This window comes from Aneurinibacillus tyrosinisolvens, assembly GCF_001015055.1.
Classification (GTDB): domain Bacteria; phylum Bacillota; class Bacilli; order Aneurinibacillales; family Aneurinibacillaceae; genus Aneurinibacillus_A; species Aneurinibacillus_A tyrosinisolvens.
Genome location: NZ_BBWZ01000009.1, coordinates 38,619 through 63,654 on the forward strand (window position 1 = coordinate 38,619; position 25,036 = coordinate 63,654).

Consider the following 25,036-nt stretch of genomic DNA (forward strand, 5'->3'; position numbering starts at 1 on the left):
ACAATATTCAAGGTGATAGAAGTTTTAACCCAATGAGATGTATTAATCGTTCTTTGTATAGAAGGGATAAAGAGGAGGAGTATTAAAATGGAGAGTTTTCAGGTTTGCCTAAGATGTAACAAAGAAGTAGGAGAGATAGATTTAATGAAGAAGCTTTGCTACCGTTGCCATGACATTCTTGAGTTTGGGTATCCATCCTTTGCCTCTTATCCATTAAAAGAAAATCACAACGAACACCAAGGAAATCGAATGGATTTAAGTAAAGGCTGGACCATACCTTCCTACTTATCTAGTAAGTAGGAAGTGAAATTAAGAAGACCTTTACAAAGGTTACATTGACCAAAGGAGTGAAAAAGAATGCAAGTTACCGAAACGAAACAACCGGCACAAAGAACCAAAACAAACCGCAGTATTATTGATGTTGACATCCATAATTATACCTCACTTGATGAAATCAAAAACTATTTGCCCAGAGTCTACCGTGACCAAATCGATTTGTGGGGATGGCGACTCCCAGGCTCGTTATATCTAAACGGTGGGGTTAAAGTTGGTCAGATGACCGATTCCACTCCTCCGAGTGGCGGCTTCCCCGGCAGTGACCTGGATTTCATGAGAAAACAATTATTGGAACCGTTTAATATCGAGTACGGGGTATTAACTGGTAGCGATTACTCGAGTCAAGCGACGCCTGATTTGGATTACGCCGCAGCGGTCAGTTCCGCGATTAATGAATATACATTAGAGCATTGGCTGGCCAAGGATAGCAGGCTGAAAGGGTCCGTGTTTATTCCAAAGCAGGATCCGGCACAGTCCGCAAAAGAAATTCACCGTGTCGGCTCACACCCGGACATGGTTCAAGTCATCGTGTCGAGCGGAGCCGAAAAGCCATATGGGCACCGGTACTATCATCCGATTTACGAGGCTTGTGTTGAGCATAATCTTCCTTTTACTATTCACGTACTGATGGAAGGGGTCGGCATTAACGGGCCTAACACGGGCGCAGGTTATGTTTCCTATTATCCGGAGTATCGGGCGAGTCGACCGATGGTGATGGCGGCACACCTAGCAAGTTTCATCTATGAAGGAGTCTTTGAGAAATTCCCAACTTTGAAGGTCGTCCTTCAGGAGGCTGGTGTGTTCTGGCTTGCACCTTATTTATGGAAGATGGACGAAGATTGGAAAAGCCTGAGGTTCCAAACGCCATGGGTGAAGAAAAAGCCGAGTGAATATTTTCGAAGCAACGTGAGAGTGTCCTCACAGCCATTAGAGCCGACGCCGAATCCAGAGATGTTCAAGCAAATGATGAGCGCTGTCTATGCCGATGAGACCGTCATGTTTTGCAGTGATTACCCACATTGGGATTTCGATTCTCCAACACGAGCGTTTCCAAAACTGGAGGATTCAGTATGGGAGAAAATCTTTTATCAAAATGCGGCTGACTTATATGGACTGCCAGCAAGGGGAGCTAGAAAGGAAGGTGCACAATAATGTCTGGTTTTCTAGTAGGAAAGGCATCTGAGATTGCTGAAGGAGATAAAAAGATCGTTGTAGCAAACGGACGAAGCATCGGTGTTTATAATATTAGTGGAGAATTTTTTGCCATCCGCAACACCTGCCCGCATCAGGGAGCGGCTCTTTGTACCGGGATTACGACAGCCTTGATTACCTCTTCAGGTCCGGGAAATTTTGAATACGAACGGGAAGGCGAGATTGTACGGTGTCCCTGGCACCAATGGGAATTTGATATTAAGACGGGGTGCATGATCGTCGATCCAAAGGTGAGGACGAAGAGCTATGAAGTAACAGTGGAACGCTTCGATGTCTCCATTAAAGATAATAATCTATACGTCCATGTTTAAAAGTATACGCATAAGGGATTTGTGTTTCTACGAATAGGCTGCTAACGACGTTTCGAAAATCAAGGACAGCCTAAAAGGGGGAATTTTATTTATGGAACAGCAACCATCAAAAAAAACGTCAACAAAAGCTCTTTTTGCGAGTTTGATAGGAAGTTCAATTGAATGGTATGATTACTTTCTCTATGGAACCATTGCCGCACTTGTATTCAATAAAATGTTTTTTCCTTCTGCAGATCCTACCGTTGGTTTACTTCTCGCATACGCATCGTTTGCCATTCCGTTTTTTATTCGCCCGTTAGGTGGTGTTGTCTTCAGTCACATTGGCGATAAAATCGGCCGGAAGAAAACGCTCGTTATTACCTTGTCATTAATGGGAGGTGCCACGGTTTTAATTGGATTGCTACCTTCTTATGAAACGATTGGTATTTGGGCACCGATTCTACTTATTACGTTAAGGCTTATACAAGGGCTTGGGATCGGAGGGGAATGGGGCGGTGCCTTGCTGCTCGCGACTGAGTATGCACCGAAAGGAAAGAAAGGGTTCTATGGAAGTGTACCACAAACAGGAGTGACCGTTGGCCTGCTTCTTGGTACGTTATCGATTAGTGCGATGACGGCATTACCTGAAGACCAATTTTTAGCATGGGGCTGGCGCATTCCATTTATTTTAAGTGCTGTGCTCGTCTTCATTGGTTTATGGATCCGTAAGGGAATTGATGAAACACCTGAATTTCAAGAAGCTAAAGAGAGTGGAAACATCTCCAAGGTTCCTCTCCTCGACACGTTCCGTTACCACTGGAAATCTGTGCTGATTGCCGTAGCATTAAAATCTGGAGAAACGGCTCCATTTTACATTTTCTCGACATTTGTTATCAGTTATGCTAAGGGGCACGGGTATTCTACTGCCTCAGTGCTTAGTGCCGTCACAATCGGAACACTGGTTTCGACCATCCTGATACCAATTATGGGCTCTCTTTCTGATAAAGTAGGACGAAAACCCCTTTTCATCGGTGGAATGATTGCAATGACTTTATATATGTTTCCATACTTCTATTTGGTTTCGTTAGGCTCGACCGTATGGTTAACCATTGCAACAACGATTGGGTTAGGCATATTGTGGGCACCGGTTACGGCTGTACTTGGGACTTTGTTTTCTGAAATATTTAGTACAAAAGTTCGCTACACAGGTGTAACAGTCGGCTATCAGCTTGGAGCAGCATTGGCTGGAGGCACAGCTCCACTGGTTGCGACTGCACTCATGAGCAGTTATAACAATTCATGGATTCCTGTTGCGATTTATATCATACTCCTCGGAGTGATTTCTCTCATCGCGATTTTCTGCACCCGAGAAACCAAAGACCTTGATTTTGAGAGAAGTAATCAAGAAACTAGGAAGCACCAAGAAGTAGAAGTAATAACAGGATAAGATGTAAAAGATGTGATGGGCTGGATATCTTCCCGGTTCCCATTCCTTACATGAATTCATCTCATATACTTTTTCAATAGTCTAAAATGTCGTTCAATAAGATAGTAGTGGTAAATAAACAGCCATATTATTTGGCTGTTTATTTTGTAAAACTAATAAATATTGCGGGGGACCTAATAAGAATAAACTTGCCAGCGAATAATGCGAATCTTTCAACTAAGAAAAAGAGCTAAATTACATCCTAATAAAGAATAGGGAAGGATGAGGAATCATGTTGGTCATAAAAGCTGATGAACAAAAAAGCTTAGTAGACATGAATGAGATTATTGAATACGTAGCTGTTGCTTTAAAGGAATTTTCCGCAGGAAGAACAATCACTCCTATTCGTACCGCTCTGCCATTTGCTAATTCCCAAAACACTGCATTAGTAATGCCTTCCGTAGTTGAAGAGTTTGGCAGCCTTGGATTAAAAGTGGTGATGGTAGCCCCCAATAATAAAAAACTAGGAAAAAAAATAATCAACGGGGTTGTGATGCTATCGGATTTTGACACAGGAGAAACTCTCGCCCTTTTAGAAGGTTCGTATTTAACGATGATCCGAACGGGTGCATTATCAGGCGTAGCGTCCAAATATTTAGCCCGTGAGGATTCAAAAAAGTTATGTATTATTGGTACAGGAGAACAAGCGAAAGGTCTAGCTGAGGCTGTACTTGCCGTTCGAAATATTGAAGAAATTGCACTTTACAATCGAACCGAGCAAAAAGCACATGACTTTGCGGTGTACATTACAGAAAAATTTAATAAACATGTACAAGTGTACACAGATCCAAACCAAGCAGTACATGCAGCAGATATTGTTGTGACTACAACAAATTCTTCCTCACCGGTTTTTTCAGCCCCTTTGAAAGGTGGGGTTCATGTCAATGCCGTTGGTTCATTCCGGCCAACGATGCAAGAACTACCTTCTCATACTATCTCTTCAGCTGATAAAGTAGTGGTGGAATCAAAGGAAGCAGCACTTGAGGAAACCGGTGATTTGCAAATCCCAATACAAGAAGGGGTTTTTAAGGAAAGCAATATTCATGCAGAACTTGGTCAAATCGTGAACGGAGAACGAAAGGGAAGAGAAAACGATCGAGAAATCACTGTATTTAAATCGGTAGGACTAGCGGTGGTAGATATTGTAGTAGCAAAATATTTTTATGAAAAAGCAATCAAAAATAAAGTAGGAACTACCATTCAATTATAAGTAAAAGATGAATATAACGGATTCTTAGATAAAGGACCTAAGGTATAGTTAATTACAGTCATTGTTATTTAATCATTTTTTGTCTGTTTTCAAAATAACTAATGAAAACTACCTAGCCGCTAAGAGTCAATATTTTAATAAAAAAGGGGAAGCTTCATTGAAAATCACATTGCAGTCACTACGAACCAAGTTAATCGGTTTATGCTTATTAATTCTGTTAGTCCCTACGGTTATCATTGGAGTAAGCACATATCAATCAACAAAAAGTAAATTAGATGAAAATGGTAAAACAGAACTTAAACATAATGTTAAGTTAGTCATTGGAATAATTGCTCTTATGGATGAGCAAGTAAAAGCAGGACACCTAACAGTAGAAGAAGCACAGGAAAAAGTTCGGAAAGAATTATTAGGCGAAAAAAATGCTGAAAATGGTCGTCCTACAAAAAAGGAGTATACCGTTGGACAGACGGGCTATGCATTTGCTCAGAATAAGGATGCCATTTCTGTTATGAATGCGGCAAATGAAGGACAAAATTTAATGGATGTTAAGACCCAAGACGGTGTTATGATAGGGAAAGAAATTGTTGAGAAAGGAACAAGCGGCGGCGGGTTTTTAACTTACAAATGGAAAAAGCCAGGTACAGATAAAGTGGAAACGAAAGTTTCTTATGTTGAATTGGAGCCGCATTGGGGATGGATTGTTGGTACAGGAGCTTATCTTAGCGAGTTTAACAGCGGGGCTAATGAAGTATTGTATCTTGTTTTGGTTATCGGAGCAATCGCTGTTATCCTAGGTGTTGCTATTGCTTACTATTTCTCAACACGTTTCACAAAACCAATCCTACTTGTTGCAAAGAATCTGAATCAAGTAGCTGAAGGAGATTTTACGGTTGAAGAGGTACAAATAAAATCAAAAGATGAGGTAGGAGAACTGGCGAAAGATTTTAATAATATGGTCAAAAATATGAAGCATTTGATTCGTGAAGTGAATGCTTCTTCCCAGCAGGTCGCTATCTCTTCTAGGGATTTAAAAGAAAGTGCTGAACAAACAAGCAAAGCAACCGAGCAAATCACCGTTGCCATACAGGAATCCGCAAGCGGAGCGGAAGAACAACAGATTGCTCTACAAAAAACAACAAATTCTCTTGAAGAAGTATCGATTGGAATGCAACGTATCGCTGAGAATACATCGACAATTTCAGAAACCTCCGCAGATACTGCAGAAACCGCTAAAATAGGTGGGATAGCTGTGCAAAAGACCGTACAACAAATGAATTTGATTAGTTCCTCTGTACATGAATCGGATGCTGTCATTCGGCTTTTAGATCAACGGACCAAAGAAATTGAGGAAATGTTAAATGTGATTACGGATATTTCTGCTCAAACTAACTTACTTGCTTTAAACGCCGCGATTGAAGCAGCCCGTGCTGGGGAACATGGTCGGGGATTTGCTGTGGTTGCAGATGAAGTACGTAAGTTAGCGGATCAATCCAACCAATCCTCCGGTCAAATTTCAAAGCTAATTGAAGAAATACACAAGGATATGGCACAAACCATTCAAACAATGGGAAAAGTAAAAGGGGAAGTCGTGTCTGGAATCGAAATCGCAAATGAAACGGAAAAAAGATTTAACGGCATCTTAAGCTCGACAAGCCAAATTTCACAACAAATTGAGGAATTAGCCAGCGTCACTCAGCAAATATCAGCGAGTGTACAAGAAATCTCAGCAAGTGGGGAGAACGTGGCAAGTATCGCCCAACAAGCCTCAGCGAGTTCACAAAGCATTGCTGCCTCTGCTGAAGAACAGCTTGCTTCAATGGAAGAGGTAACGGCATTATCCACCACTTTATCAAAAATGTCTGAAGAACTAGAAAAGCTAACGGTGAAATTTAAGTTTTAAAAAAATGCACTAGCATTGCATCAAATTTTCATCGCCCTGATTTATTATTGTCTGCTTCTACTGATCAAAATTGAAACAAAGGCGGAATGGACCCTGTTAGAACTGTCTCGCCTGTTGCGAAGTTATCTATGGCAGCCCTATGAGAAGTGGGTGGAACGGATTCATTATCGTTTGTTATCGATTTTTATGCAACGCTAGTGACATTTTCTCAAAGTATAATTTAAGAAGAGATATTGAAAACAGCCGTCCTTTTTGTCATTTCTACAAGAAGGGCGGTTTGTTTCATTTTCAAACTGAGCTATCTGAAAAAAAACTTTGCATGAATTTAAAGACTATTGTAGACTATTCTAAATGAAGTTTAAACTTCTAAATATTATACATTCGAAGTGTAGGCTTCTTTTTTGGAGGGAATTCCAATGCATACCGATTCGACTTCCTTTAAGAAACGTATTCAAGCATGTTATTCTTCCTTAACGAAAAGTCAGAAAAGGGTGGCAGAATACATACTTAAAACCTCCGAGAAAAGTGCAGTTGAGTCTGCTTCTGAAATCGGGGAAAAAGTGGGGGTAAGCGAAACAACGGTCATTCGATTTTGCTATTCCATTGGATATGACGGGTTTACCGAATTTCAAAAAGAGTTGCAGCGCCAGTTAGTACGCTCAAAGAGCAGTTTAAATGAGTTTATTGGAAATAAGCGTGTGTTTGCTAAAGACCCTCACTTTTATGCGAAGGTGATGGAAAAAGACAGGCAAAATATTTCTGTATTGATGGACAAAATCGATGAAAACCTGCTGGACGAGACGATTACCTGTTTACAGGCCGCGTCAAACGTTTTAATTGTAGGGCGGCATGCCTCTTTTCCTGCAGCTCTTTGGTTTGGATTTACCTTGAACTTGTTACGGGGAAAGACAAAAGTTTATCGCACTGATACAGATAGTGTTTTTTCACTATCGGCAGAACTTGATGAAAGCTGGACGGTACTGGTGTTGTCGTTTCACCGGTACGCAAAAGAAAGTTTGCAAATCGCCCAGGCTGCCAAGGAACGGGGGGCCAAAGTTATTGCAATTACGGATTCATTCCTTGCCCCGATTTCTGCGCATGCTCATGTGCTTATTCCACTGGAAATTGAGCAGACCTCTACAATTGACCTTGCCGCGCCATTATTTTCTGTGTTGAATAGTGTACTGGCTGGATACTCTTTAAAGAACTTGGAACAAGTAGAAGAGCGCATGAAGTCCTATGATTTAACCAATGAAATGGTCCCCTTTTTCAAACAAGAGAAAGATGAGTAAGGAGGGAAGGGAAGGGAATGAAAGAAATCATTACGGAGATTCAAGACGAAATTTTTGGCATCTTTGATTATTTACACCAAAACCCAGAAATTAGTTGGGAAGAATTTTCAACAACAGCCTTTATCGGTGAACAGCTACAACAAGAGGGATATCGGGTTCAAACGTTCGATGATTGCACCGGAGTCATCGGGGAAATCGGAGACGGTGGTTTCACGGTCGGATTGCGGGCGGATCTCGATGCTTTATGGCAGGAAGTCAGCGGGCAATGGAAGGCGAATCACTCCTGTGGGCATGATGCCCATATGACCATGGCTCTTGGTGTTGTTAAGGTATTAAACCGATTAGGCTACAAGCCCCCTGGAAAACTAAAAGTGATTTTTCAACCGGCCGAGGAAAAAGGGACAGGCGCATTGAAAATGCTGGAAAAAGGGGTTGTGGATGATGTGGACTTTTTATACGGGGTCCATTTACGGCCGATTCAGGAACTGACAAGTGGTTTAGCTGCGCCTGCGATCGTACATGGTGCAGCGCAATTTTTACAAGGAGAAATCCGGGGAGTATCCGCCCATGCAGCCCGGCCACATTTAGGGGTGAATGTGATTGAAGTTGGAGGCACCTTGGTTCAAGAGTTAAGTAAAATACATACAGATCCGCAAGCACCTTCTTCGGTTAAAATGACCAAATTTATCGCAGGTGATAAGAGCGGCAACATTATCCCCGACCATGCCGAGTTTATGCTCGATGTAAGAGCGCAAACAAATGAAGTGATGGATGTCCTCTTGGAGAAAATTGAAAAGATTGCCCAAGGATTATCGATAATCTACGGGGCAGGGATTCAGATTCGGCCGGGGGTTCGTGTTGCTGCAGCGCAAGTGAATGAAGAGGCCAAACAATTGTTGGAACAATCTATCGTGTCGGTTCTTGGGAAAGAAAAATGTGCCCCTCCGGTTGTCACATCAGGCGGTGAAGATTTTCATTTTTATACCTTGATGAAACCTGAACTTAAAGCAACCATGTTAGGTTTGGGTTGTAATTTACAGCCGGGTTTGCATCATCCCCTCATGTCCTTTGATAGAAGAGACCTTTTATCTGGTATCGAAATTCTAGCGACGACGGTGATAGAAACATTTAATAAGGATAAGAGAGTGAACAAAAAATGAGCATGATATTAAAAAAACTAGAAACATTTGCTGAGCTAGAGAAGATTTCTTATCTGGAACGTAAAGTCTGGGGAATGGACCCGATTCCTACGCATCAGACATTAACGGCGGTCAAAAATGGGGGAGTAGCCATCGGGGCGTTTGCTGGAGAACAAATCGTGGGGTTCCTCTACAGCTTTGCCGGTTACTCGAAAGGAGAAACGTATCTTTGTTCCCATATGATGGGGATTGATCCAGATTATCAGAACCAGGGAATTGGCTACCTCTTGAAAATGAAGCAAGCACAAGAAGCGGAAAAATTGGGCTATCAGAAGATTCGATGGACGTATGATCCGCTTGAGAGTCGGAATGGATATTTAAACATCGTAAAATTGGGTGCCATTTGCTCTGATTATATTGAGAATTGTTATGGTGAAATGTCCGACGGGTTAAATAATGGCTTACCTTCCGATCGGTTTAATGTGGAATGGTTGATGACCAGCCCTTATCAAGAGCAAAGGAAGCGTTTATTCACAAAGCTTTCGGTTCAAAAACAGGGAGTGTTACTGGATTGGGAACTGCGAGAAGATGGATTACCGCAAGCGGCAAGAAAAAACATCAATTGGGCTGCTCTCTCCAACGCATCCTTTTTGTATGTTCCTGTTCCTACAGAATTCCAATTCATCAAACAACAAGATATGGGATTGGCCATTGATTGGCGATTGAAAACAAGGGAGGCCTTTACGGAGGCATTCAATCATCACTGGGCTGTGGCTCATATTATCCGTAGTAAAGAACGTCCCATCCAGCATTATGTTCTAGTAAAAAGACAAAGCCTAGCGTTGTCTAATTTAAAAAAAGAAGGAGAGTTCATATGAAACTGGAACGCATCACCTTGCGGCACTTACAAATGGAATTAAAGGCACCTTTTACAACAAGCTTCGGTACTTTCAAGATGAAAGACTTTATCTTGGTTGAAGCTGTGGATGCGGATGGAGCAGTGGGATGGGGGGAATCTGTTGCTTTCCATGCACCCTGGTATAACGAAGAAACGCTAAAAACAAATTGGCATATGTTAGAAGATTACTTGATTCCGCTCGCATTCAAAGAGACGATTGTGCACCCCGATGAAATCAGTGCTAGATTTGCTTTTATCCGAAAAAACAATATGGCAAAGTCAGCGCTTGAAGGAGCCGTCTGGGATCTCTATGCAAAAAAGAACAAACAACCGTTAAGTAAAGCCCTCGGTGGAAAGAAAAATGAAATTGAAGTGGGAATCAGTATCGGGATTCAGGAATCTGTGGGAGACTTGTTGAAATTAATCGATAACTATGTTTCCGAAGGATACCGCCGGATGAAAGTGAAAATTAAGCCGGGTTGGGATGTCGAGGTGATGCGAGACGTACGCAGACATTTTCCTGACATTGCCTTGATGGCGGATGCAAACTCTGCTTATACATTAGCGGATATTGATCGATTGAAGGCGTTAGACGAATTTAATCTCACCATGATCGAACAGCCGCTTACACCGGATGATATTGTGGATCATGCAAAATTACAAGCTGAATTAACAACACCGATTTGTCTTGATGAAAGTATTCATTCTTATGATGATGCGAGAAAAGCCATCGACTTAGGTAGCTGCAAAATTATTAACATTAAAATCGGACGCGTGGGTGGGCTGACCGAGTCTAAAAAAATCCACGATCTTTGCAAAGAAAACAACATTCCTGTTTGGTGTGGCGGCATGCTTGAATCCGGTGTAGGAAGAGCCCATAATATCGCGATTACTACATTAGAGAACTTTACCATGCCAGGTGATACCGCAGCTTCGTCACGCTATTGGGAACGGGATATCATTGAACCGGAAGTGACAGTACATAACGGTCTGATTACAGTTCCACAGCATAGCGGCATTGGCTATGAAGTTAATCGAAAACAAGTGGAAGAGTATACGGTTTCTTCTAAAACATACCGTCCATAAGAAGGGCTTGCCTTCTTCTATCTGTTGTTATCTGAATCTTATATAAAATATAACAAGGGGAGTCAGTTATGAAAGAAAGTTTAAAAATTGCAGGCGCTTTTATCGGTCTAATTATTGGGGCAGGTTTTGCTTCGGGGCAGGAAATTCTTCAGTTTTTCACTTCATTTGGTGTGATCGGAATTATCGGCGGATTACTTGCAACCATTTTGTTTGCCTTTCTCGGAATGCAGATTGCTTATCTGGGGAGTTCGATGTCTGTTACTTCACATAAGGATGTCGTTTACAAGATTTGTGGTCGATATTTAGGTGTACTGGTTGACATCGTAACTACCTTTTTCTTATTTGGTGTCGCATCGGTTATGCTGGCTGGAAGTGGAGCCGTATTTGAACAACAATTTGGAATCCCTTCTTTTTTAGGAAGTATTATTATGCTTCTTCTGACGCTAGGGACCGTTTTGCTTAACCTTGATCGCATTATTGTGCTCATGGGACTCGCGACGCCCTTTATGTTTGGAATTGTGATTTTAATTGCGGTTTTTGCACTTTTTAAAAATGGAATTGATTTTACTCATATTACGTCCATCCCAGCTAAACAAGCAGCGCCAAATTGGTGGATGGGTGGTTTGCTCTACGTTTCGTACAATATTGCTGCAGGTGCTTCTATGCTAATGGCGATGAGTGGTTCTGTACACAACCAAAAGGACGCTGCAAGAGGGGGGATGTTAGGTGGACTCGGGCTTGGTATTCTCATTCTTATTATTCACTTTACAATGTTAACATCATTTAACCATCTTTCAGAATCGGAAATGCCGATTCTGACAATTGCTAGCTCAATTTCCCCTTGGTTTTCCGTCTTGATGGCCGTCATCTTACTTGTTATGATTTATAACACTTCTGTGGGGATGCTCTATGCCTTTTCGGCAAGAATCATCAACCCTGATAAAGGAAGAGCATTTAAAATTGGGACAGTACTTTTTGGGTTACTTGCTTACGCTGTTAGTTTTCTTGGTTTTTCTTCCCTCGTCGGAACGGTCTATCCTGTTATGGGTTACCTCGGCTTTATTCTTATGATAGCAGTTGTTATTTTCTGGTTCCGTAATCGTAATAACGCCAATCAAAAATCTGAAGAGACTGTACTGATGAAGTAAAAGACTTAACGCCCCAATTACTTTGTGATTAATTCCATATTTTTTCAAGAGAAGGATAAAACGAACAATTTTTGGCCGACAGTGTTTTTGAAATTGTCGGCCGTATTTCATCTACACTTGACCCAATCTGTAAAAAGGTTGTAATAGACACTCTCTTGACATGAATACAGATAGAAAAAAGTAACATACTTTTGTCACTAAAGTCCACACCTTCTTATTGCTAGACATAAGGACAAATGGCTAGGAAGCGATTGGTTATTAAATCTAATTTTCATTACATAAAATGCAGTTAAAATACAATAACATTGACGCTGCGTCATATTCCTTGATACGCTTACTTCAATCGACAACTTTTTGTAATGAAAAGGAGGGGCTTATGTCTTCTTATTCCTTTCAACCGACCGCTGAGTATGCCAGGCAGCTCGATCAACTGGATAAACTCTTGCGATTTCGTAGTGAGTTCTATCTCAAGCCGGGGACCATTTACATGGATGGTAACTCCCTGGGTCTTCTCTCCAGGAGAGCCGAGCGAACGCTCCTTGATTCTCTGGACGATTGGAGAGAATACGGCATTGACGGGTGGACGCAGGGCCGTCACCCATGGTTTTACCTGTCGGAGAAATTAGGTGAAATGTGTGCGCCGTTAGTTGGGGCCGCTCCTGAAGAAGTTATTGTAACCGGTTCCACGACGGTGAATTTGCATCAGCTTGTCGCTACCTTTTACCAGCCTGAAGGAAAACGGACGAAAATTCTAGCCGATGAACTGACGTTTCCTTCTGATATTTATGCACTGCAAAGCTATCTTCGCACGCACGGATATCCCCCCGAAGAACATCTTGTTTGTGTGAAAAGCCGGGATGGAAGGTTTCTTGAAGAAGAGGATATTATCGCCGCTATGGGGGACGGCATTGCCTCATCATTCTGCCGACGGTGCTGTACCGCAGTGGACAAATACTCGATATGAAGCGCCTGACAGCAGAAGCTCATGCGCGCGGGATTCTCATTGGGTTTGACGGTTGTCATTCTGTAGGCTCGATTCCACATGCCTTTAGTGAGTGGGATGTAGACTTTGCTTACTGGTGCAATTATAAGCATTTGAACGGGGGACCCGGTTGTGTCGGTGGCCTGTTTGTCAATCGAAAACACTTTGGCCGCCAGCCGGGCTTGGCCGGGTGGTTCAGTTCAAAGAAGGATAAACAGTTTGACATGGAGCATACATTAAGCCCCGCTGAAACGGCAAGAGCTTACCAAATTGGAACGCCTCATGTCTTGAGCCTGGCTCCTTTGCTCGGTTCTTTAGAAATGTTTACGGAGGCGGGCATTGAGAATATCCGCCAAAAATCCCTTCAATTGAATCGATATTTAATGGACCTGCTTGAATATGAATTGTCCGGCTTTGGTTTTACTATTGGCACTCCGCTGGAAGATAAACGCCGCGGCGGCCATACGAGCTTAGAGCATAAGGACGCGGCGCGCATTTGCAAGGCGCTCAAAGAAAATCATGTCATTCCGGATTTCCGGGCACCGAATATTATTCGCCTGGCTCCGATTGCGCTTTACAACTCTTATACCGATGTGTGGAACATTGTGGAGATCCTGAAGAAGATTATGGTGGAAAAAGAGTACGAGAAATTCGAAAACGAGCGGAATGTGGTCGCATAAGCACTGAACGAGAGGGAGGGGTTGGCATTGTCTCACTCAAATAAAAACAATTCAGAAACAAGGCATGGACTGGAGAACAATATTCATACCGATTTTCAAAAGGAGATGACCTACGGTGACTATCTCCATCTGGATAAAGTGCTGTCCAGCCAGCGGCGGTTATCCGGCCACCATGACGAGATGGTGTTTATTGTTATCCACCAGGTAAGTGAACTGTGGATGAAGCTTATCCTCCATGAATTGCATGCAGCCATCAGTAGTATTAGGAAGAACGATTTGGAGCCGGCCTTCAAAATGCTATCCCGTATCTCCAGGATCCAGCAGCAGCTCATTAAATCATGGGATGTTCTGTCCACCCTGACGCCTGCTGATTACATGCAATTCAGAGATAAACTGGGCCACTCATCAGGATTCCAATCGTATCAGAACCGGCTCATTGAATTTGCCCTCGGTTACAAGAATGTCCAAGTGTTGTCTGTCTACGCACACCAGCCAGAATTACACCGGCAGTTGCAGCAGGCTCTCCACGAACCAAGCATCTATGATGCAGCCATTGCGGTGATGGCTGCACGGGGTCTGCCTGTTGATCAAGAGTGCCTGCAGCGGGACTGGTCGGAGAGTTACACGCCCAATGCCAGCGTGGAGGCCGCCTGGTTAGAAGTATACCGGAACGTGAACCAGTACTGGGATTTGTACGAATTAGCGGAGAAGCTTGTGGACATTGCCAGCCAACAGCAGCAGTGGCGGTTTAACCATATGAATACTGTTGAACGGATTATTGGACATAAGCAGGGAACAGGGGGATCGTCCGGAGTGATGTATTTAAGACGTGCCCTTGAACACCGTTTTTTTTCCGAATTGTGGAGCTTGCGAACGGAGCTGTAATAAGAAAAAACGGAGGATGGTTGTATGAAACAATGGATTGATATCTCGCAGCGCCTTGACAGCAGCGTTCCGACCTGGCCGGGAGATACCCCGTTTTCTTATCGACTAGCCTGGACGAAGCAGGAGAGCGGCTCAGTTAATGTAGGGCAAATCACAATGAGCATCCACACGGGTACGCACATCGACGCTCCCTTTCATTTTGATAATGAAGGGAAGCGGGTCATCGATTTGGATCTTGATTTGTATATCGGCCCGGCTCGTGTCATCTATTTGCCTGATACCGACAGGATTAGCGTCGAGGAATTAACTGATATAGATATAGAGGGAGTAAAGCGGCTCCTTATTCGTACAGGGGCATGGAAAGACATCAGCGTATTCCCGGAGAAAATTCCGTACGTGCATCCGGAAATTGCTTCCTACCTCGCAGCTCGCGGGGTTCGCCTGCTCGGCCTCGATCTGCCTTCAGTTGATCCGCTGGATAGTAAGGAATTGACTGCCCATCATGAACTCACCCGGAACGGGATTCACATCTTGGAGGGGCTTATGTTAGAGAGTGTACCGCCCGGAGATTATGAATTAGCTGCTCTTCCGCTGCCGCTTGTAGAGGCGGACGGCAGTCCGGTGCGGGCTGTGTTACGGAAGATGTAATGCCAGATTTATCCACTTAGGAGAGTGTGAAACGTTAACAGGAAAAAGAGGGGAGGAGAACCCCCCTCTTTTTTTGCGTGCGGTTACTCGCTTAATAAAAGGTTTAAATCAGTGTTGTGTTGTCTGCGCCGTTATTGTTGTTATTGTTGTTATTGTTTTGAGCGCCGTTGTTGTTTTGCTGAGTCATTTTTGTAACCTCCCTAAAGTAAAAGTCAATTCGATTTAAGGATGCGCATAAATCGGCAATCTATGTGTATGGCGTTCACATTTATGTAACGATTTATCGTATTTCATGGCCTGTAAAAATGATTTATTGTAGTTATAATGGTCTATATGGTACCAGCTTATAGTACAATAGGAGGCCGAATGGGTATGAAAATAGACATGCGAACAGAATTATTGCTTACAATTGAGGAATTGAAAAAAGTAATGACAGAGGCAGCTAAGGCGCATGGTTTCGATTTTCAACATCCGAAGGTTCTCCATTTCAGCCGGGAACTTGATCATTTAATTGTAAAGTTGATGAAATCGCAGCCCATATAAAATGGAAGTGAAAGCCAGCCTGATGGGAAACCGGGCTGGCTTTTTTTCACTACGATATATAAGAATTTCTTGTGTATATCATGCATAGTATGTATATAGACATCTAATTATTTTCCGGGCGCAATTCCACTAAGGAAGCTGAAGAGATAGTGCAGCCGAGATGAAATATCTCGGTTTTTTCATTACTAGGTGATTGGGAGAGACAAGGGATTCCTTTGTAAAGGTGGAACACATATGCCAATTCCAAAGATAGTCATCCTGGGAGCAGGATACGGGGGCATCGCCGCAGTCCTCACCCTCCAAAAAAAAATGAAAGCCAGAGAAGCCGATATTATTCTCATAAACAAAAATGAGTACCATTATTTTACGACAAAACTTCACGAGCCTGCTGCCGGGACATTCCCGCATAATAAAGCAAGAGTAGATATTAAAAACATCATCAATTCCAAAAAGGTAAAATTTATACAGGATACGGTTTTAGAAATTCGCACCCGTGAACGAACCATTATCCTTAAAAGCAAAAAAGTAGCGTACGATTATCTGGTGATTGGCCTTGGTTCCGAACCGGAGACATTCGGAATACCGGGATTAATGAAATATACCTTTAACCGATGGAACATCAATAGTGCAAGACAGCTAAAGGAACATATTGAGTACCAGTTTGCTACATACAGAAATGAGCCGGAGCGTACAGAATTGTTAACGTTTGTGGTCGCCGGGGCGGGTTTTACGGGGATTGAATTCGTTAGCGAGTTAGCTGATCGGGTACCCGCACTATGCAAGGAGTATGATGTTGATCGCGAGTTGGTTCGTTTATTCAGTGTCGAGGCCAACTCTTCAGTGCTGCCCGGCTTCGAACCTGATCTGGTGAAATATGCAACCGCCGCTCTCCAATCAAAAGGCGTTGACCTCATTCTTGGCATACCGATTAAAGAGTGCAGCAAAGAAGGGGTTGTGCTGGCGAACGGAAAAAAGATTAAGGCGGGAACCGTAGTCTGGGCGGCCGGAGTCCGGGGCAATTCGGTAATCGAGCGGTCGCGGTTCCCTTCCGTACGCGGCAGAGTCGAAGTTGATAAGTACCTGTGTGCTCCCGGCTATGAAAATGTATTTGTTATCGGGGATTGTGCGTTAGTAATAGACAGAGAGAAAAGGCGTCCATACCCTCCGACGGCTCAGATTGCCGAACAAATGGGAAAGGCGATTGGGGAGAACCTGGCGTCCATGGTTCGCGGGAATAAATATGGAAAAAAAGCATTCAGGCCGGTGATTCGCGGAACGGTTGCCTCCCTTGGGCGGCAGGATGCGATCGGCATGATTGGCAGAAGGAAACTGACCGGCTATCCGGCGGTGATCGTGAAGAGGTTTATTGACTGGCGGTATTTATTTATGATCGGCGGCGTCAAACTTATGTTAAAAAAGGGAAGCTTTTAAGCCGAAGGAAAAGGATAGTCCACCCCTGCCTTCGGCTTCTGGGTTTTTACAAACGGGTCCATCATTATCGATTTAGCAAATAACCGTCGGATAACCAGAGAATAGCTCCCATGACTAAGATGATAGCTAATATTGCCACAATAGCCCACAAAACCATTCGAAGCCCATCATTTCTTGCGCGGTTTTTCATGGTGTTACCTCCAATCGAACTTTCTGTTCAATAGATTTCACTTCCGAAAGTCATAATCCATATGGAACCGGCAACAATTGTGAAAGTAAACAGCAGCCCGAGCACGAGCATCCACACGTGCCAGGCGGGGCCGTGGCCTTCCCTAACGTGCATGAAGAAGAACAGCTGCACCAAAATCTGCAGTACCGCAAGCCCGAGTATGACAGTAAAGAGGGGCCGGAAACTTAATACGTGTGAGAGCCCCATCCAGAGGGCGAGTCCGGTTAAAATAAGCGAGAGAACAAATCCTACAACATGCGACCACGGAATCCCGTGTTTGTGCACACCCTGTCCCGGCGTTTGTTTATCCAAAGTCGACATCGTTACATCACCCCCGGTAAATAAACAGCGCTGAAAATGAACACCCACACTACATCAAGGAAGTGCCAGTACAAGCCGACGATAAATACTTTGCGTGCCGTCACCGCGGTAATGCCCCGGCGCGCCGCCTGAATCATAATACAGAGCATCCAGACGATCCCGAGTGAGACGTGGCAGCCGTGCGTACCTACCAGAACAAAAAAAGACGAGAGGAAAGCGCTCTTCTGTATGGTAGCCCCACGTGCAACATAGGTGATAAACTCACTCACTTCCAGGGCGATAAAGGAAAGCCCGAGAAGGAGAGTGACCACAAGCCAAATGTTCATCCATTTTGCATCCCCCAGGCGCATCTGATGTGTCGCCAGGCCGCATGTAAAGCTGCTTGTAAGCAGAATAAATGTTTCAGCTGTAAAACCCCGAACCTCATATAGATCGGCAGGCCCTGGACCACCGTTCGTGTGCGTATACAGGATGGAGTACAGGGCAAACAGCGTGGCGAATAGGATTAAATCAGATGCCAGGAAAACCCAGAACCCAAAGATTTTAAGAACGCCTTCTTCAGTGGAATACTCAAGCGGAACACCATGGTCTACCTTGCCTAGCATAACCTCGCCTTTTGCCATCGACATCGTTTATGACCTCCCTTGTGCAGCTTCAGTATGCTGAATCTCTTCAACTGGAACGTAGTAATCCGTATCGTACTGGAATGACCGGACAATAAGCATAATGGCGACGGCGGCAAGTCCGGCGGCCCCCATGACATACCAGTTAAATACAAGCCCGAATCCTGCGATAAACCAGGCAAGAGAGAATAGGAAGGGGAGCCCGGAGTTTTTCGGCATATGGATGGGTTCAAGCGGCTCAGGTTCTTGCTGCGGAACGCCCGCTTTCCGCTCTTCCTTCTCCATCCACCATGCATCACGGCTTTTCACCTGAGGAATTCGGGCGAAATTATAATGCGGCGCCGGCGAAGGAATGGACCACTCCAGCGTGCGGCCGTTCCATGCATCGCCTGTTGTATCACGTTCACCATAGCGGATACTGTACAGAATGTCGGCAACGAGGAAAAGGAACCCGATTCCCATAATGAAGGAGCCGATCGTTGAAGCCATGTTTAAATCTGTCCAGCCCATGTCCGGTGGATACGTATAAATGCGCCGTGTCATGCCCATTAATCCGAGAACGTACTGGGGCATGAAGGTCAGGTAAAAACCGATATTGAACAGCCAGAATGCCCACCTGCCCAGCCGCTCATTTAACTTATGGCCGAACATTTTCGGCCACCAGTAATACATTCCCGCCAGCATTCCGTAAATCGTACCGCCAATCAACACGTTATGGAAGTGGGCAATGAGAAAATAGCTGTTATGATACTGGTAGTCCGCGGGTGCGACAGCAAGCATAACACCCGTTGCGCCGCCAATTGCAAATGTAGGAATGAAAGCGATCGTCCAGAGCATCGGTACAGTCATACGAATTCGCCCTTCATACATCGTTAAAAGCCAGTTAAATACTTTAACTCCGGTTGGAATCGAGATAATCATTGTTGTGATTGCAAAGAAACTATTGACTCCTGGCCCTGCGCCCATCGTGAAGAAGTGGTGCACCCATGTAAAGTAGCTATACACCGCGATAACCATCATGGAAGCGACCATGGAAGCATACCCGAAAATGCGTTTCTTTGAAAATGTGGCAACAACTTCAGAGAAGATGCCAAATGCCGGGAGAACAACAATATAAACTTCAGGGTGGCCCCAAATCCAGAATAGGTTTATAAACATCATCGGGTTTCCCCCGTTTGACATCGTAAAGAAATGGGCGCCGGCGATCCGGTCGATTAATAATACGGCAAGCGCAACGGTTAACACTGGAAAAGCAAAGATAATGATGATGGATGTCGACAGAATCGACCATGTGAACAGCGGCATGGACATTAATTTCATGCCCGGTGCGCGCATTTTCATAATCGTTACGAAGAAGTTAATCCCGGTAGCCAGGCTTCCGATACCGGAAATCTGCAGCGCAAGCAAGTAATAGTTCTCGCCGGGGCCTGGACTGAATTCGACTTCGGAAAGCGGCGGATAGCTGTTCCACCCTGCATCCGGTGATCCGCCAATAACAAAGGAGAGATTGAACAGCATCGCTCCAAAGAAGAACATCCAGAAGCTGACTGCGTTCAGGTAAGGATACGCAACATCACGCGCGCCAATCTGCAGGGGAACAACAATGTTCATCATGCCAAAGACAAAGGGCATTGCCACGAATAAAATCATAAGCGTCCCATGCGTCGTGAAAATCTCATTATAGTGATCAGACTTTAGAAAACTAAGATTCGGATATGTCAGCTGTATCCGCAGCAGAAGAGCATCAACCCCGCCCCGGAAAAACATCAAGAGGGCGGAAATGATGTATAGAATGCCGATTTTTTTATGGTCGACGGTCGTCAGCCACTCGCGCCATAGCCAGCCCCATTTTTTGTAATACGTAAGGACGAAGATAATGGCAACACTAACGAGGACAATGGATACGTCGGCCCCATAAATCATCGGATCGCCGGTGACAAAAAAGTGTGAGGCAAAATTTTTAATGCGCTCTGCCATGTTGTTCCCTCTCTAAACGTTTTATTGTACCCTTAGTGGGCGTGGTTATGCTTAGTTTCAGTTGTTTGAGCTTTTTTTCTTGGATCTTTTTTCATGTACATACCGCCGTCCCGGACGACTGTCTTTCTGAAAAGCTCCGGCGGAAAGGAAGAGAAGGATGCCTGTTCAGCAATGCTTGGATGGGCCAATTCCGCGTACCCTCTGTCAGGAAGGGCAGGCGCTGTGCGTTTGACCTGCTGTACCCAATTGTTAAATTCAAGGTCGGATCTAGCAGCCACGTTAAACCTCATATGGGCGAACCCTTTCCCGGTAAAATTGGCGCCGGTGCCGTAATAGTCACCCGGTTTATTGGCCGTAAGCCACAGGCGCATGGCCATCCCCGGCATCGTATATTCCTGTCCGCCCAGCTGCGGTACCCAGAATGAGTTCATCGGGGAGTCAGCCGTCAACATAAACTCTACGGTTCGGTTGACTGGAATCTGGCAGTAGTTTACCGTGGCAATGTTTTGCTCAGGGTACAGGAACAGCCACTTCCAATTGAGCGAAACGACCTGGATGGTGAGCGGCGGGCCAGCTTTCGCCTGCGGCTTTGTCAGTACGAACGTATCGCGTACGGTGTATGCTCCTAAAATCCCCACAATGATAATCGGAATTCCCCACCAGATAATTTCCAGCAGCCTGCTTTCCGACCATTCGGGCCGGTATGGCGCAGTATTATCCGGCGTATCCCTGTAACGGTAAATTATATAGAAAAGCAGTAGAATAACCGGAATGGTAACAATCGAAACAAGAACGATTGAGATAATGATTAAACGCTTTTCAACCTCTGCGACAGGCCCGGCTGTATTAAATACGAGTAAATTGGGGGAACAGCCTGCCGTTAGAAGCAGACACGCTGCTGCTGCAAGAACAATAAATGCCTGGAATCCTTTCCTTCGTTTCATAGGTTCAAGTCCTTTCCTGCTGCTTCGTTAACGTCCGAGAAAGAAATTCTGAAATGCAATTCCGCGAAATTCAAACAACAAGATTAAAAGGCCAACGAGTACGACAACAGCTGTGCTAATCATAAGCGTTCTGCTTCTGCGTTTTGTTTTTGGCATGAGGATCCCTTCTTATTTGTTTCTTTCTTTGTCATTATGTTGGTCTTTCTAGTTTGTCCATATACCTTCCCTCTTATTAACCATTTTTTAACTCGCAAATAGGCTGCTGTAATTGTTTCGCTACAACTGGCAGGTAAGAGATGAATGGTTTGAATGGTGCAGGCAGCTTTCGGAGGAGGCATTGCTGCGCGAACGGACGGGGGAGTGGGCGGGGTCTGGCTTCTTCGGTCACATAAAGAGCCGTCTTAAGGTTTACACACAAAAAACGGAGCGTGGGATGGATACCACGCTCCGTTTTTTGCTTGTTATGCCTGCTTTAATTCCAAACGCCTAGCCACGATGGAAAGCGAATAGTTCACAATAAAGTACATCAACGCTGCCATCATAAAGGTAGGCAGAATGAAGTTTACATTTTTACCGTTGATGATTTGCGCGTTGTGCAGAAGTTCCGGCAGCGCAATAACGACAGCGAGCGATGTATCCTTCAGCAGGGAAATAAATTGGCTCACGATCGGTGGGACCATGCGGCGCAAAGCTTGCGGCAGAATAATGTGCCACATTGTCTGTGTATACGTTAAACCGGAGGCGCGCGCCGCTTCAATCTGTCCTTTGTCGATAGAATTGAGGCCGCTGCGTACGATTTCAGAAAGCATAGCGGCTTCGAAAATCGTAAGCGCAACAATGGCAGAAGACATCACGCTCATCTTAATTCCTACCTCAGGCAAAGCGAAGTGGATAAAGAAGATGATGAGCAGGAGCGGCAGGTTCCGAATCGCCTCTACGATAATAGCGAGGACCCTCGATAAAACGGGAATGCGGCTATATCTTAAAATGCCTACAACGCAAGCGATAAGAAAGCTGCAAATAATCGCAATGAGTGCTACTTCCAGCGTGACAAGCAGGCCTTCCAGTAAAAATTTGATATTTGTCCAGGAGTAGGCAGCTGCAAAATCCATCTGTTGTCCCTCCTTTTAGCGGCTTCTCGCCAATTTTCGTTCTAAATAATTTACGCCGAGGGTTAGAGGCACCGTTAATACCAGATAGAACATCCCGACGAAGATGTAGGTATCAAACGTTGCAAACGAATCGGAAGCAACAAGATCCCCGTAGTACATCAAATCAAACCCGGAAATAACACCGAGAATGGAGGAATTTTTCACCAGGTTTATAAACTGGTTTCCTAAAGGCGGAATAACGAGTTTAATGGCCTGGGGAAGAATAATGTACCGCATCGTTTGGATGTACGTAAGGCCGGAAGAGCGAGCTGCCTCTGTTTGTCCTTTTGGAATCGAGAGGATGCCTGCGCGAATCGCCTCTGCAATAAAAGCTGCTGTATATACAGAGAGAGCGATCGTTCCGGAAATAAATCCGTTTAATGTTATGCCGAGCAACTGGGGAAGCCCGAAAAAGAAAATGAAGGCAATGAGCAGCAATGGAATATTGCGGATAAATTCCACATAAATGGCACCGATCCAGTTCAGCGGGCGAATCGGGGCAATACGGAAAACAGATATAATCGTCCCTAAGATAAAGCTGGCCACCAGTGCGATTATACTGATGCCTATCGTATTGATAAAGCCTTTAAGATAGTATTCATTTAAATAGTTTGTAAGAATGGAGAAGTCCAGCAACGCGCAGTCCCCCCTTATAAGATGTAGGTATACATAAACGGGATGAGCGCGAGAAACCGCTCATCCCGTTGTTAAGCAGGCTTATTCTTTAGGTTTTTCTCCCAGCCATTTTTCATAAATTTTGGCGTATTCACCGCTGTCTTTTAATTCCTTAAGCGTATCGTTTACTGTTTTAACGAAATCTGTGTCACCTTTGCGGACCGCAATACCATATGGCTCATCTGTAAAGTTGTTGCCAACCATTTCATAATTCGGATCCTGCTTCATCATTCCGTAAAGGATCGCATTATCTGTTGTTAACGCTTCCCCCTGCCCTGCTTTCAATGCACTGAAAGCTTCCGAGTAGTTCTCAAATTCGAGAACAGAAGCATTAGGTGCTTTTTCGCGAATGTTCTTCACGGATGTGGAACCTTTCACGCCGAGTACTTTGGTGCCGGGTTTGATGTCTGCAATGCTTTTAATTGGGCTGCCCTTTTTCACGAGGAGCGATTGTCCTGCTTTAAAATAAACGTCAGAGAAGTCAACTTCTTTTTTGCGCGCCTCGGTAATGGTCATTGTTGCGACAATGGCATCAATATCTCCGTTTTTCAGCATCGGAATCCGCGTCTTGGAAGTAACTTCCTTCAGCTCGATTTTATTTTCATCACCGAGTATTTTCTTCGCAATTGCCTTCGAAATATCGATATCGAAGCCTTCTACTTTACCTGTTCCCGGGTCTTTTAAACCGAACAGGTTTGTATCATATTTAACCCCAACGACAAATTTATCGCGCTTTTTGATTTCATCCAGTGTTTTTACTGCAGCTGCAGGCGCCTTGCTTTCGCCTCCTGCAGAAGATGTTTCCTTGCCGCCACCGCAGCCAACAAGGCCCACAGCTACGAGAGAAAGGGCGAGACCCGCCTGCGTAAACTTTTTCCAGAATGACATGTAAAAATCCCCCTTTGTTATGTGTATTAATGATTTAAGATACGGCTAAGAAATGTACGAGCGCGTTCTTCACGCGGATTCGCAAAAAACTCAGCCGGTGCTGCCTCCTCAACAATCTGGCCCTGATCCATAAACACGACGCGATCCGCCACTTCTCTGGCGAAGCCCATTTCGTGCGTAACGACGACCATTGTCATCCCTTCCTTCGCCAGCGTCTTCATGACGTCCAATACCTCACCGATCATTTCAGGATCGAGCGCCGATGTAGGCTCGTCAAACAGCATAATTCTCGGTTTCATTGCGAGTCCGCGGGCGATGGCCACGCGCTGCTGCTGGCCCCCTGAAAGCTCAGTAGGATAGAAATCCGCTTTGTCAGGGATGCCTACTTTTGTCAGGTAATGCATTGCCGTTTCTTTTGCTTCCTGTTCAGAAACGCCCAGCGCTTTCGTCGGTGCCAGCGTAATATTCTGCAGTACCGTTTTATGCGGATACAGATTGAAGTGCTGGAATACCATCCCGATTTCCTGCCGGAGCTTGTTTATATCGATTTTTCTGTCGTTTACCTTCACATTGTTAACGGTTAATTCCCCGCTTGTAATTGTTTCAAGCCGGTTAATACAGCGAAGCATCGTGCTTTTGCCAGAGCCGGACGGCCCGATAACAACAACTACTTCCCCTTCGTTGATCGTTAAACTAATATCTTTCAACACGTGGAAGGTTCCATAGTGCTTTTGTACGTTCTGAAAAGAAATCAAATTTGTTCCCCCTAACAATGAAGACAGCATTATCTGTATGTATTGGATCAATTATACTATTTTAAATGGAGAAATAAATGTTTATTTAATGATTGTTTAAAATATTTTATTTTCTGTAAGGAGAATTGTAGAATTTTGCGTTTTACATAGGGAAAAGGACAAATTTTCCCCAGTCTGACATAGTCATAATAATAACCTGCCAATTTCGTATGTTGTTCTCATGCCGCGTTTTTTTATTGGCAAGGTATGTTCAATTTACACAGACTTCAGCAGTGGGAATAATAACACGTCAAGGACTTGTAGCAGA

General features: G+C 44.3%; 25 protein-coding genes and 2 pseudogenes. 17 read left to right on the forward strand and 10 right to left on the reverse strand.

Features of this window, described 5'->3' with window-relative positions; translation table 11 throughout:
- Positions 1-87 precede the first annotated feature (87 nt).
- From MBEAL2_RS10545 to MBEAL2_RS10615, 16 genes and pseudogenes are all read left to right on the forward strand, one after another.
- Positions 88-300, forward strand: coding sequence for a hypothetical protein (locus MBEAL2_RS10545; protein ID WP_047152274.1), 213 nt, complete (start codon positions 88-90; stop codon positions 298-300).
- Between the two features lie 57 nt (positions 301-357).
- Positions 358-1,488 carry an amidohydrolase family protein gene (locus tag MBEAL2_RS10550; protein ID WP_047152275.1) on the forward strand — a complete coding sequence of 377 codons (1,131 nt, stop codon included), beginning with the start codon at positions 358-360 and terminating at the stop codon, positions 1,486-1,488.
- Positions 1,488-1,859, forward strand: coding sequence for a Rieske (2Fe-2S) protein (locus MBEAL2_RS10555; RefSeq protein ID WP_047152276.1), 372 nt, complete (start codon positions 1,488-1,490; stop codon positions 1,857-1,859). The genes MBEAL2_RS10550 and MBEAL2_RS10555 overlap by 1 nt, the downstream gene beginning before the upstream one ends.
- Positions 1,860-1,950: 91 nt before the next feature.
- A complete protein-coding gene (locus MBEAL2_RS10560; RefSeq protein WP_047152277.1) occupies positions 1,951-3,285 on the forward strand; it encodes an MFS transporter in 1,335 nt (444 codons plus the stop codon).
- A 271-nt stretch (positions 3,286-3,556) separates the two neighbouring features.
- A complete protein-coding gene (locus MBEAL2_RS10565; protein WP_047152278.1) occupies positions 3,557-4,534 on the forward strand; it encodes an ornithine cyclodeaminase family protein in 978 nt (325 codons plus the stop codon).
- A 157-nt stretch (positions 4,535-4,691) separates the two neighbouring features.
- The gene (locus MBEAL2_RS10570) at positions 4,692-6,434 is read left to right on the forward strand and encodes a methyl-accepting chemotaxis protein (protein WP_047152279.1); all 1,743 of its coding nucleotides are present in this window, start codon (positions 4,692-4,694) and stop codon (positions 6,432-6,434) included.
- Between the two features lie 416 nt (positions 6,435-6,850).
- On the forward strand, positions 6,851-7,726 hold the full coding sequence (locus MBEAL2_RS10575) for a MurR/RpiR family transcriptional regulator (RefSeq protein ID WP_047152280.1): 876 nt from the start codon (positions 6,851-6,853) through the stop codon (positions 7,724-7,726).
- Between the two features lie 17 nt (positions 7,727-7,743).
- Entirely contained in the window at positions 7,744-8,886 is a 1,143-nt protein-coding gene (locus MBEAL2_RS10580) for a M20 peptidase aminoacylase family protein (protein ID WP_047152281.1), read from the forward strand.
- Positions 8,883-9,743 (forward strand): GNAT family N-acetyltransferase, encoded by an 861-nt coding sequence (locus MBEAL2_RS10585; RefSeq protein WP_047152282.1) that lies wholly within the window; start codon positions 8,883-8,885, stop codon positions 9,741-9,743. The genes MBEAL2_RS10580 and MBEAL2_RS10585 overlap by 4 nt, the downstream gene beginning before the upstream one ends.
- Positions 9,740-10,849: an o-succinylbenzoate synthase gene (gene menC / locus MBEAL2_RS10590; protein ID WP_047152283.1), complete on the forward strand. Its 1,110-nt coding sequence runs from the start codon at positions 9,740-9,742 to the stop codon at positions 10,847-10,849. The genes MBEAL2_RS10585 and menC overlap by 4 nt, the downstream gene beginning before the upstream one ends.
- Before the next feature lie 68 nt (positions 10,850-10,917).
- Positions 10,918-11,997, forward strand: a complete 1,080-nt coding sequence (locus tag MBEAL2_RS10595) for a YkvI family membrane protein (protein WP_047152284.1) — start codon at positions 10,918-10,920, stop codon at positions 11,995-11,997.
- Positions 11,998-12,373: 376 nt separating this feature from the next.
- Positions 12,374-13,659 (forward strand): annotated as a pseudogene (gene kynU, locus MBEAL2_RS10600) (kynureninase).
- A 27-nt stretch (positions 13,660-13,686) separates the two neighbouring features.
- Complete coding sequence (gene kynA, locus MBEAL2_RS10605) at positions 13,687-14,544, forward strand: tryptophan 2,3-dioxygenase (RefSeq protein ID WP_047152285.1); 858 nt, start codon at positions 13,687-13,689, stop codon at positions 14,542-14,544.
- Positions 14,545-14,568: 24 nt separating this feature from the next.
- Positions 14,569-15,192, forward strand: a complete 624-nt coding sequence (gene kynB / locus MBEAL2_RS10610) for an arylformamidase (RefSeq protein WP_047152286.1) — start codon at positions 14,569-14,571, stop codon at positions 15,190-15,192.
- Between the two features lie 372 nt (positions 15,193-15,564).
- On the forward strand, positions 15,565-15,735 hold the full coding sequence (locus MBEAL2_RS30155) for an aspartyl-phosphate phosphatase Spo0E family protein (protein ID WP_201780816.1): 171 nt from the start codon (positions 15,565-15,567) through the stop codon (positions 15,733-15,735).
- A 234-nt stretch (positions 15,736-15,969) separates the two neighbouring features.
- Positions 15,970-17,166 carry an NAD(P)/FAD-dependent oxidoreductase gene (locus tag MBEAL2_RS10615; RefSeq protein WP_047152287.1) on the forward strand — a complete coding sequence of 399 codons (1,197 nt, stop codon included), beginning with the start codon at positions 15,970-15,972 and terminating at the stop codon, positions 17,164-17,166.
- A gap of 64 nt (positions 17,167-17,230) precedes the next feature.
- On the opposite strand, the gene MBEAL2_RS33580 is transcribed toward MBEAL2_RS10615, so the two are convergent.
- From MBEAL2_RS33580 to MBEAL2_RS33585, 6 genes are read right to left on the reverse strand one after another with little or no spacing between them, the layout of a single operon-like run.
- Positions 17,231-17,356 (reverse strand): hypothetical protein, encoded by a 126-nt coding sequence (locus MBEAL2_RS33580; protein WP_269082463.1) that lies wholly within the window; start codon positions 17,354-17,356, stop codon positions 17,231-17,233.
- 27 nt (positions 17,357-17,383) lie between these two features.
- On the reverse strand, positions 17,384-17,716 hold the full coding sequence (locus tag MBEAL2_RS10620) for a cytochrome o ubiquinol oxidase subunit IV (protein ID WP_047152288.1): 333 nt from the start codon (positions 17,714-17,716) through the stop codon (positions 17,384-17,386).
- 2 nt (positions 17,717-17,718) lie between these two features.
- On the reverse strand, positions 17,719-18,321 hold the full coding sequence (gene qoxC, locus MBEAL2_RS10625; protein WP_173427710.1) for a cytochrome aa3 quinol oxidase subunit III: 603 nt from the start codon (positions 18,319-18,321) through the stop codon (positions 17,719-17,721).
- A gap of 27 nt (positions 18,322-18,348) precedes the next feature.
- Entirely contained in the window at positions 18,349-20,316 is a 1,968-nt protein-coding gene (gene qoxB / locus MBEAL2_RS10630; protein WP_047152289.1) for a cytochrome aa3 quinol oxidase subunit I, read from the reverse strand.
- Between the two features lie 32 nt (positions 20,317-20,348).
- Positions 20,349-21,260: a ubiquinol oxidase subunit II gene (locus MBEAL2_RS10635; protein WP_047152290.1), complete on the reverse strand. Its 912-nt coding sequence runs from the start codon at positions 21,258-21,260 to the stop codon at positions 20,349-20,351.
- Positions 21,261-21,287: 27 nt separating this feature from the next.
- Positions 21,288-21,416, reverse strand: coding sequence for a hypothetical protein (locus MBEAL2_RS33585; RefSeq protein ID WP_269082464.1), 129 nt, complete (start codon positions 21,414-21,416; stop codon positions 21,288-21,290).
- A 112-nt stretch (positions 21,417-21,528) separates the two neighbouring features.
- On the opposite strand from MBEAL2_RS33585, the pseudogene MBEAL2_RS30160 reads away from it, so the two are divergent.
- Positions 21,529-21,618: pseudogene (locus tag MBEAL2_RS30160) on the forward strand (DinB family protein); the annotation flags it as partial.
- A 103-nt stretch (positions 21,619-21,721) separates the two neighbouring features.
- On the opposite strand, the gene MBEAL2_RS10640 reads toward MBEAL2_RS30160, so the two are convergent.
- The 4 genes from MBEAL2_RS10640 to MBEAL2_RS10655 all read right to left on the reverse strand — a co-directional run bounded on the left by MBEAL2_RS10640 (position 21,722) and on the right by MBEAL2_RS10655 (position 24,729).
- The gene (locus MBEAL2_RS10640; protein WP_047152291.1) at positions 21,722-22,372 is read right to left on the reverse strand and encodes an amino acid ABC transporter permease; all 651 of its coding nucleotides are present in this window, start codon (positions 22,370-22,372) and stop codon (positions 21,722-21,724) included.
- Positions 22,373-22,387: 15 nt separating this feature from the next.
- Positions 22,388-23,047, reverse strand: a complete 660-nt coding sequence (locus tag MBEAL2_RS10645) for an amino acid ABC transporter permease (RefSeq protein WP_047152292.1) — start codon at positions 23,045-23,047, stop codon at positions 22,388-22,390.
- A gap of 81 nt (positions 23,048-23,128) precedes the next feature.
- The gene (locus MBEAL2_RS10650) at positions 23,129-23,974 is read right to left on the reverse strand and encodes an ABC transporter substrate-binding protein (protein ID WP_047152293.1); all 846 of its coding nucleotides are present in this window, start codon (positions 23,972-23,974) and stop codon (positions 23,129-23,131) included.
- Between the two features lie 26 nt (positions 23,975-24,000).
- Positions 24,001-24,729, reverse strand: a complete 729-nt coding sequence (locus MBEAL2_RS10655; protein ID WP_047152294.1) for an amino acid ABC transporter ATP-binding protein — start codon at positions 24,727-24,729, stop codon at positions 24,001-24,003.
- Positions 24,730-25,036 lie beyond the last annotated feature (307 nt).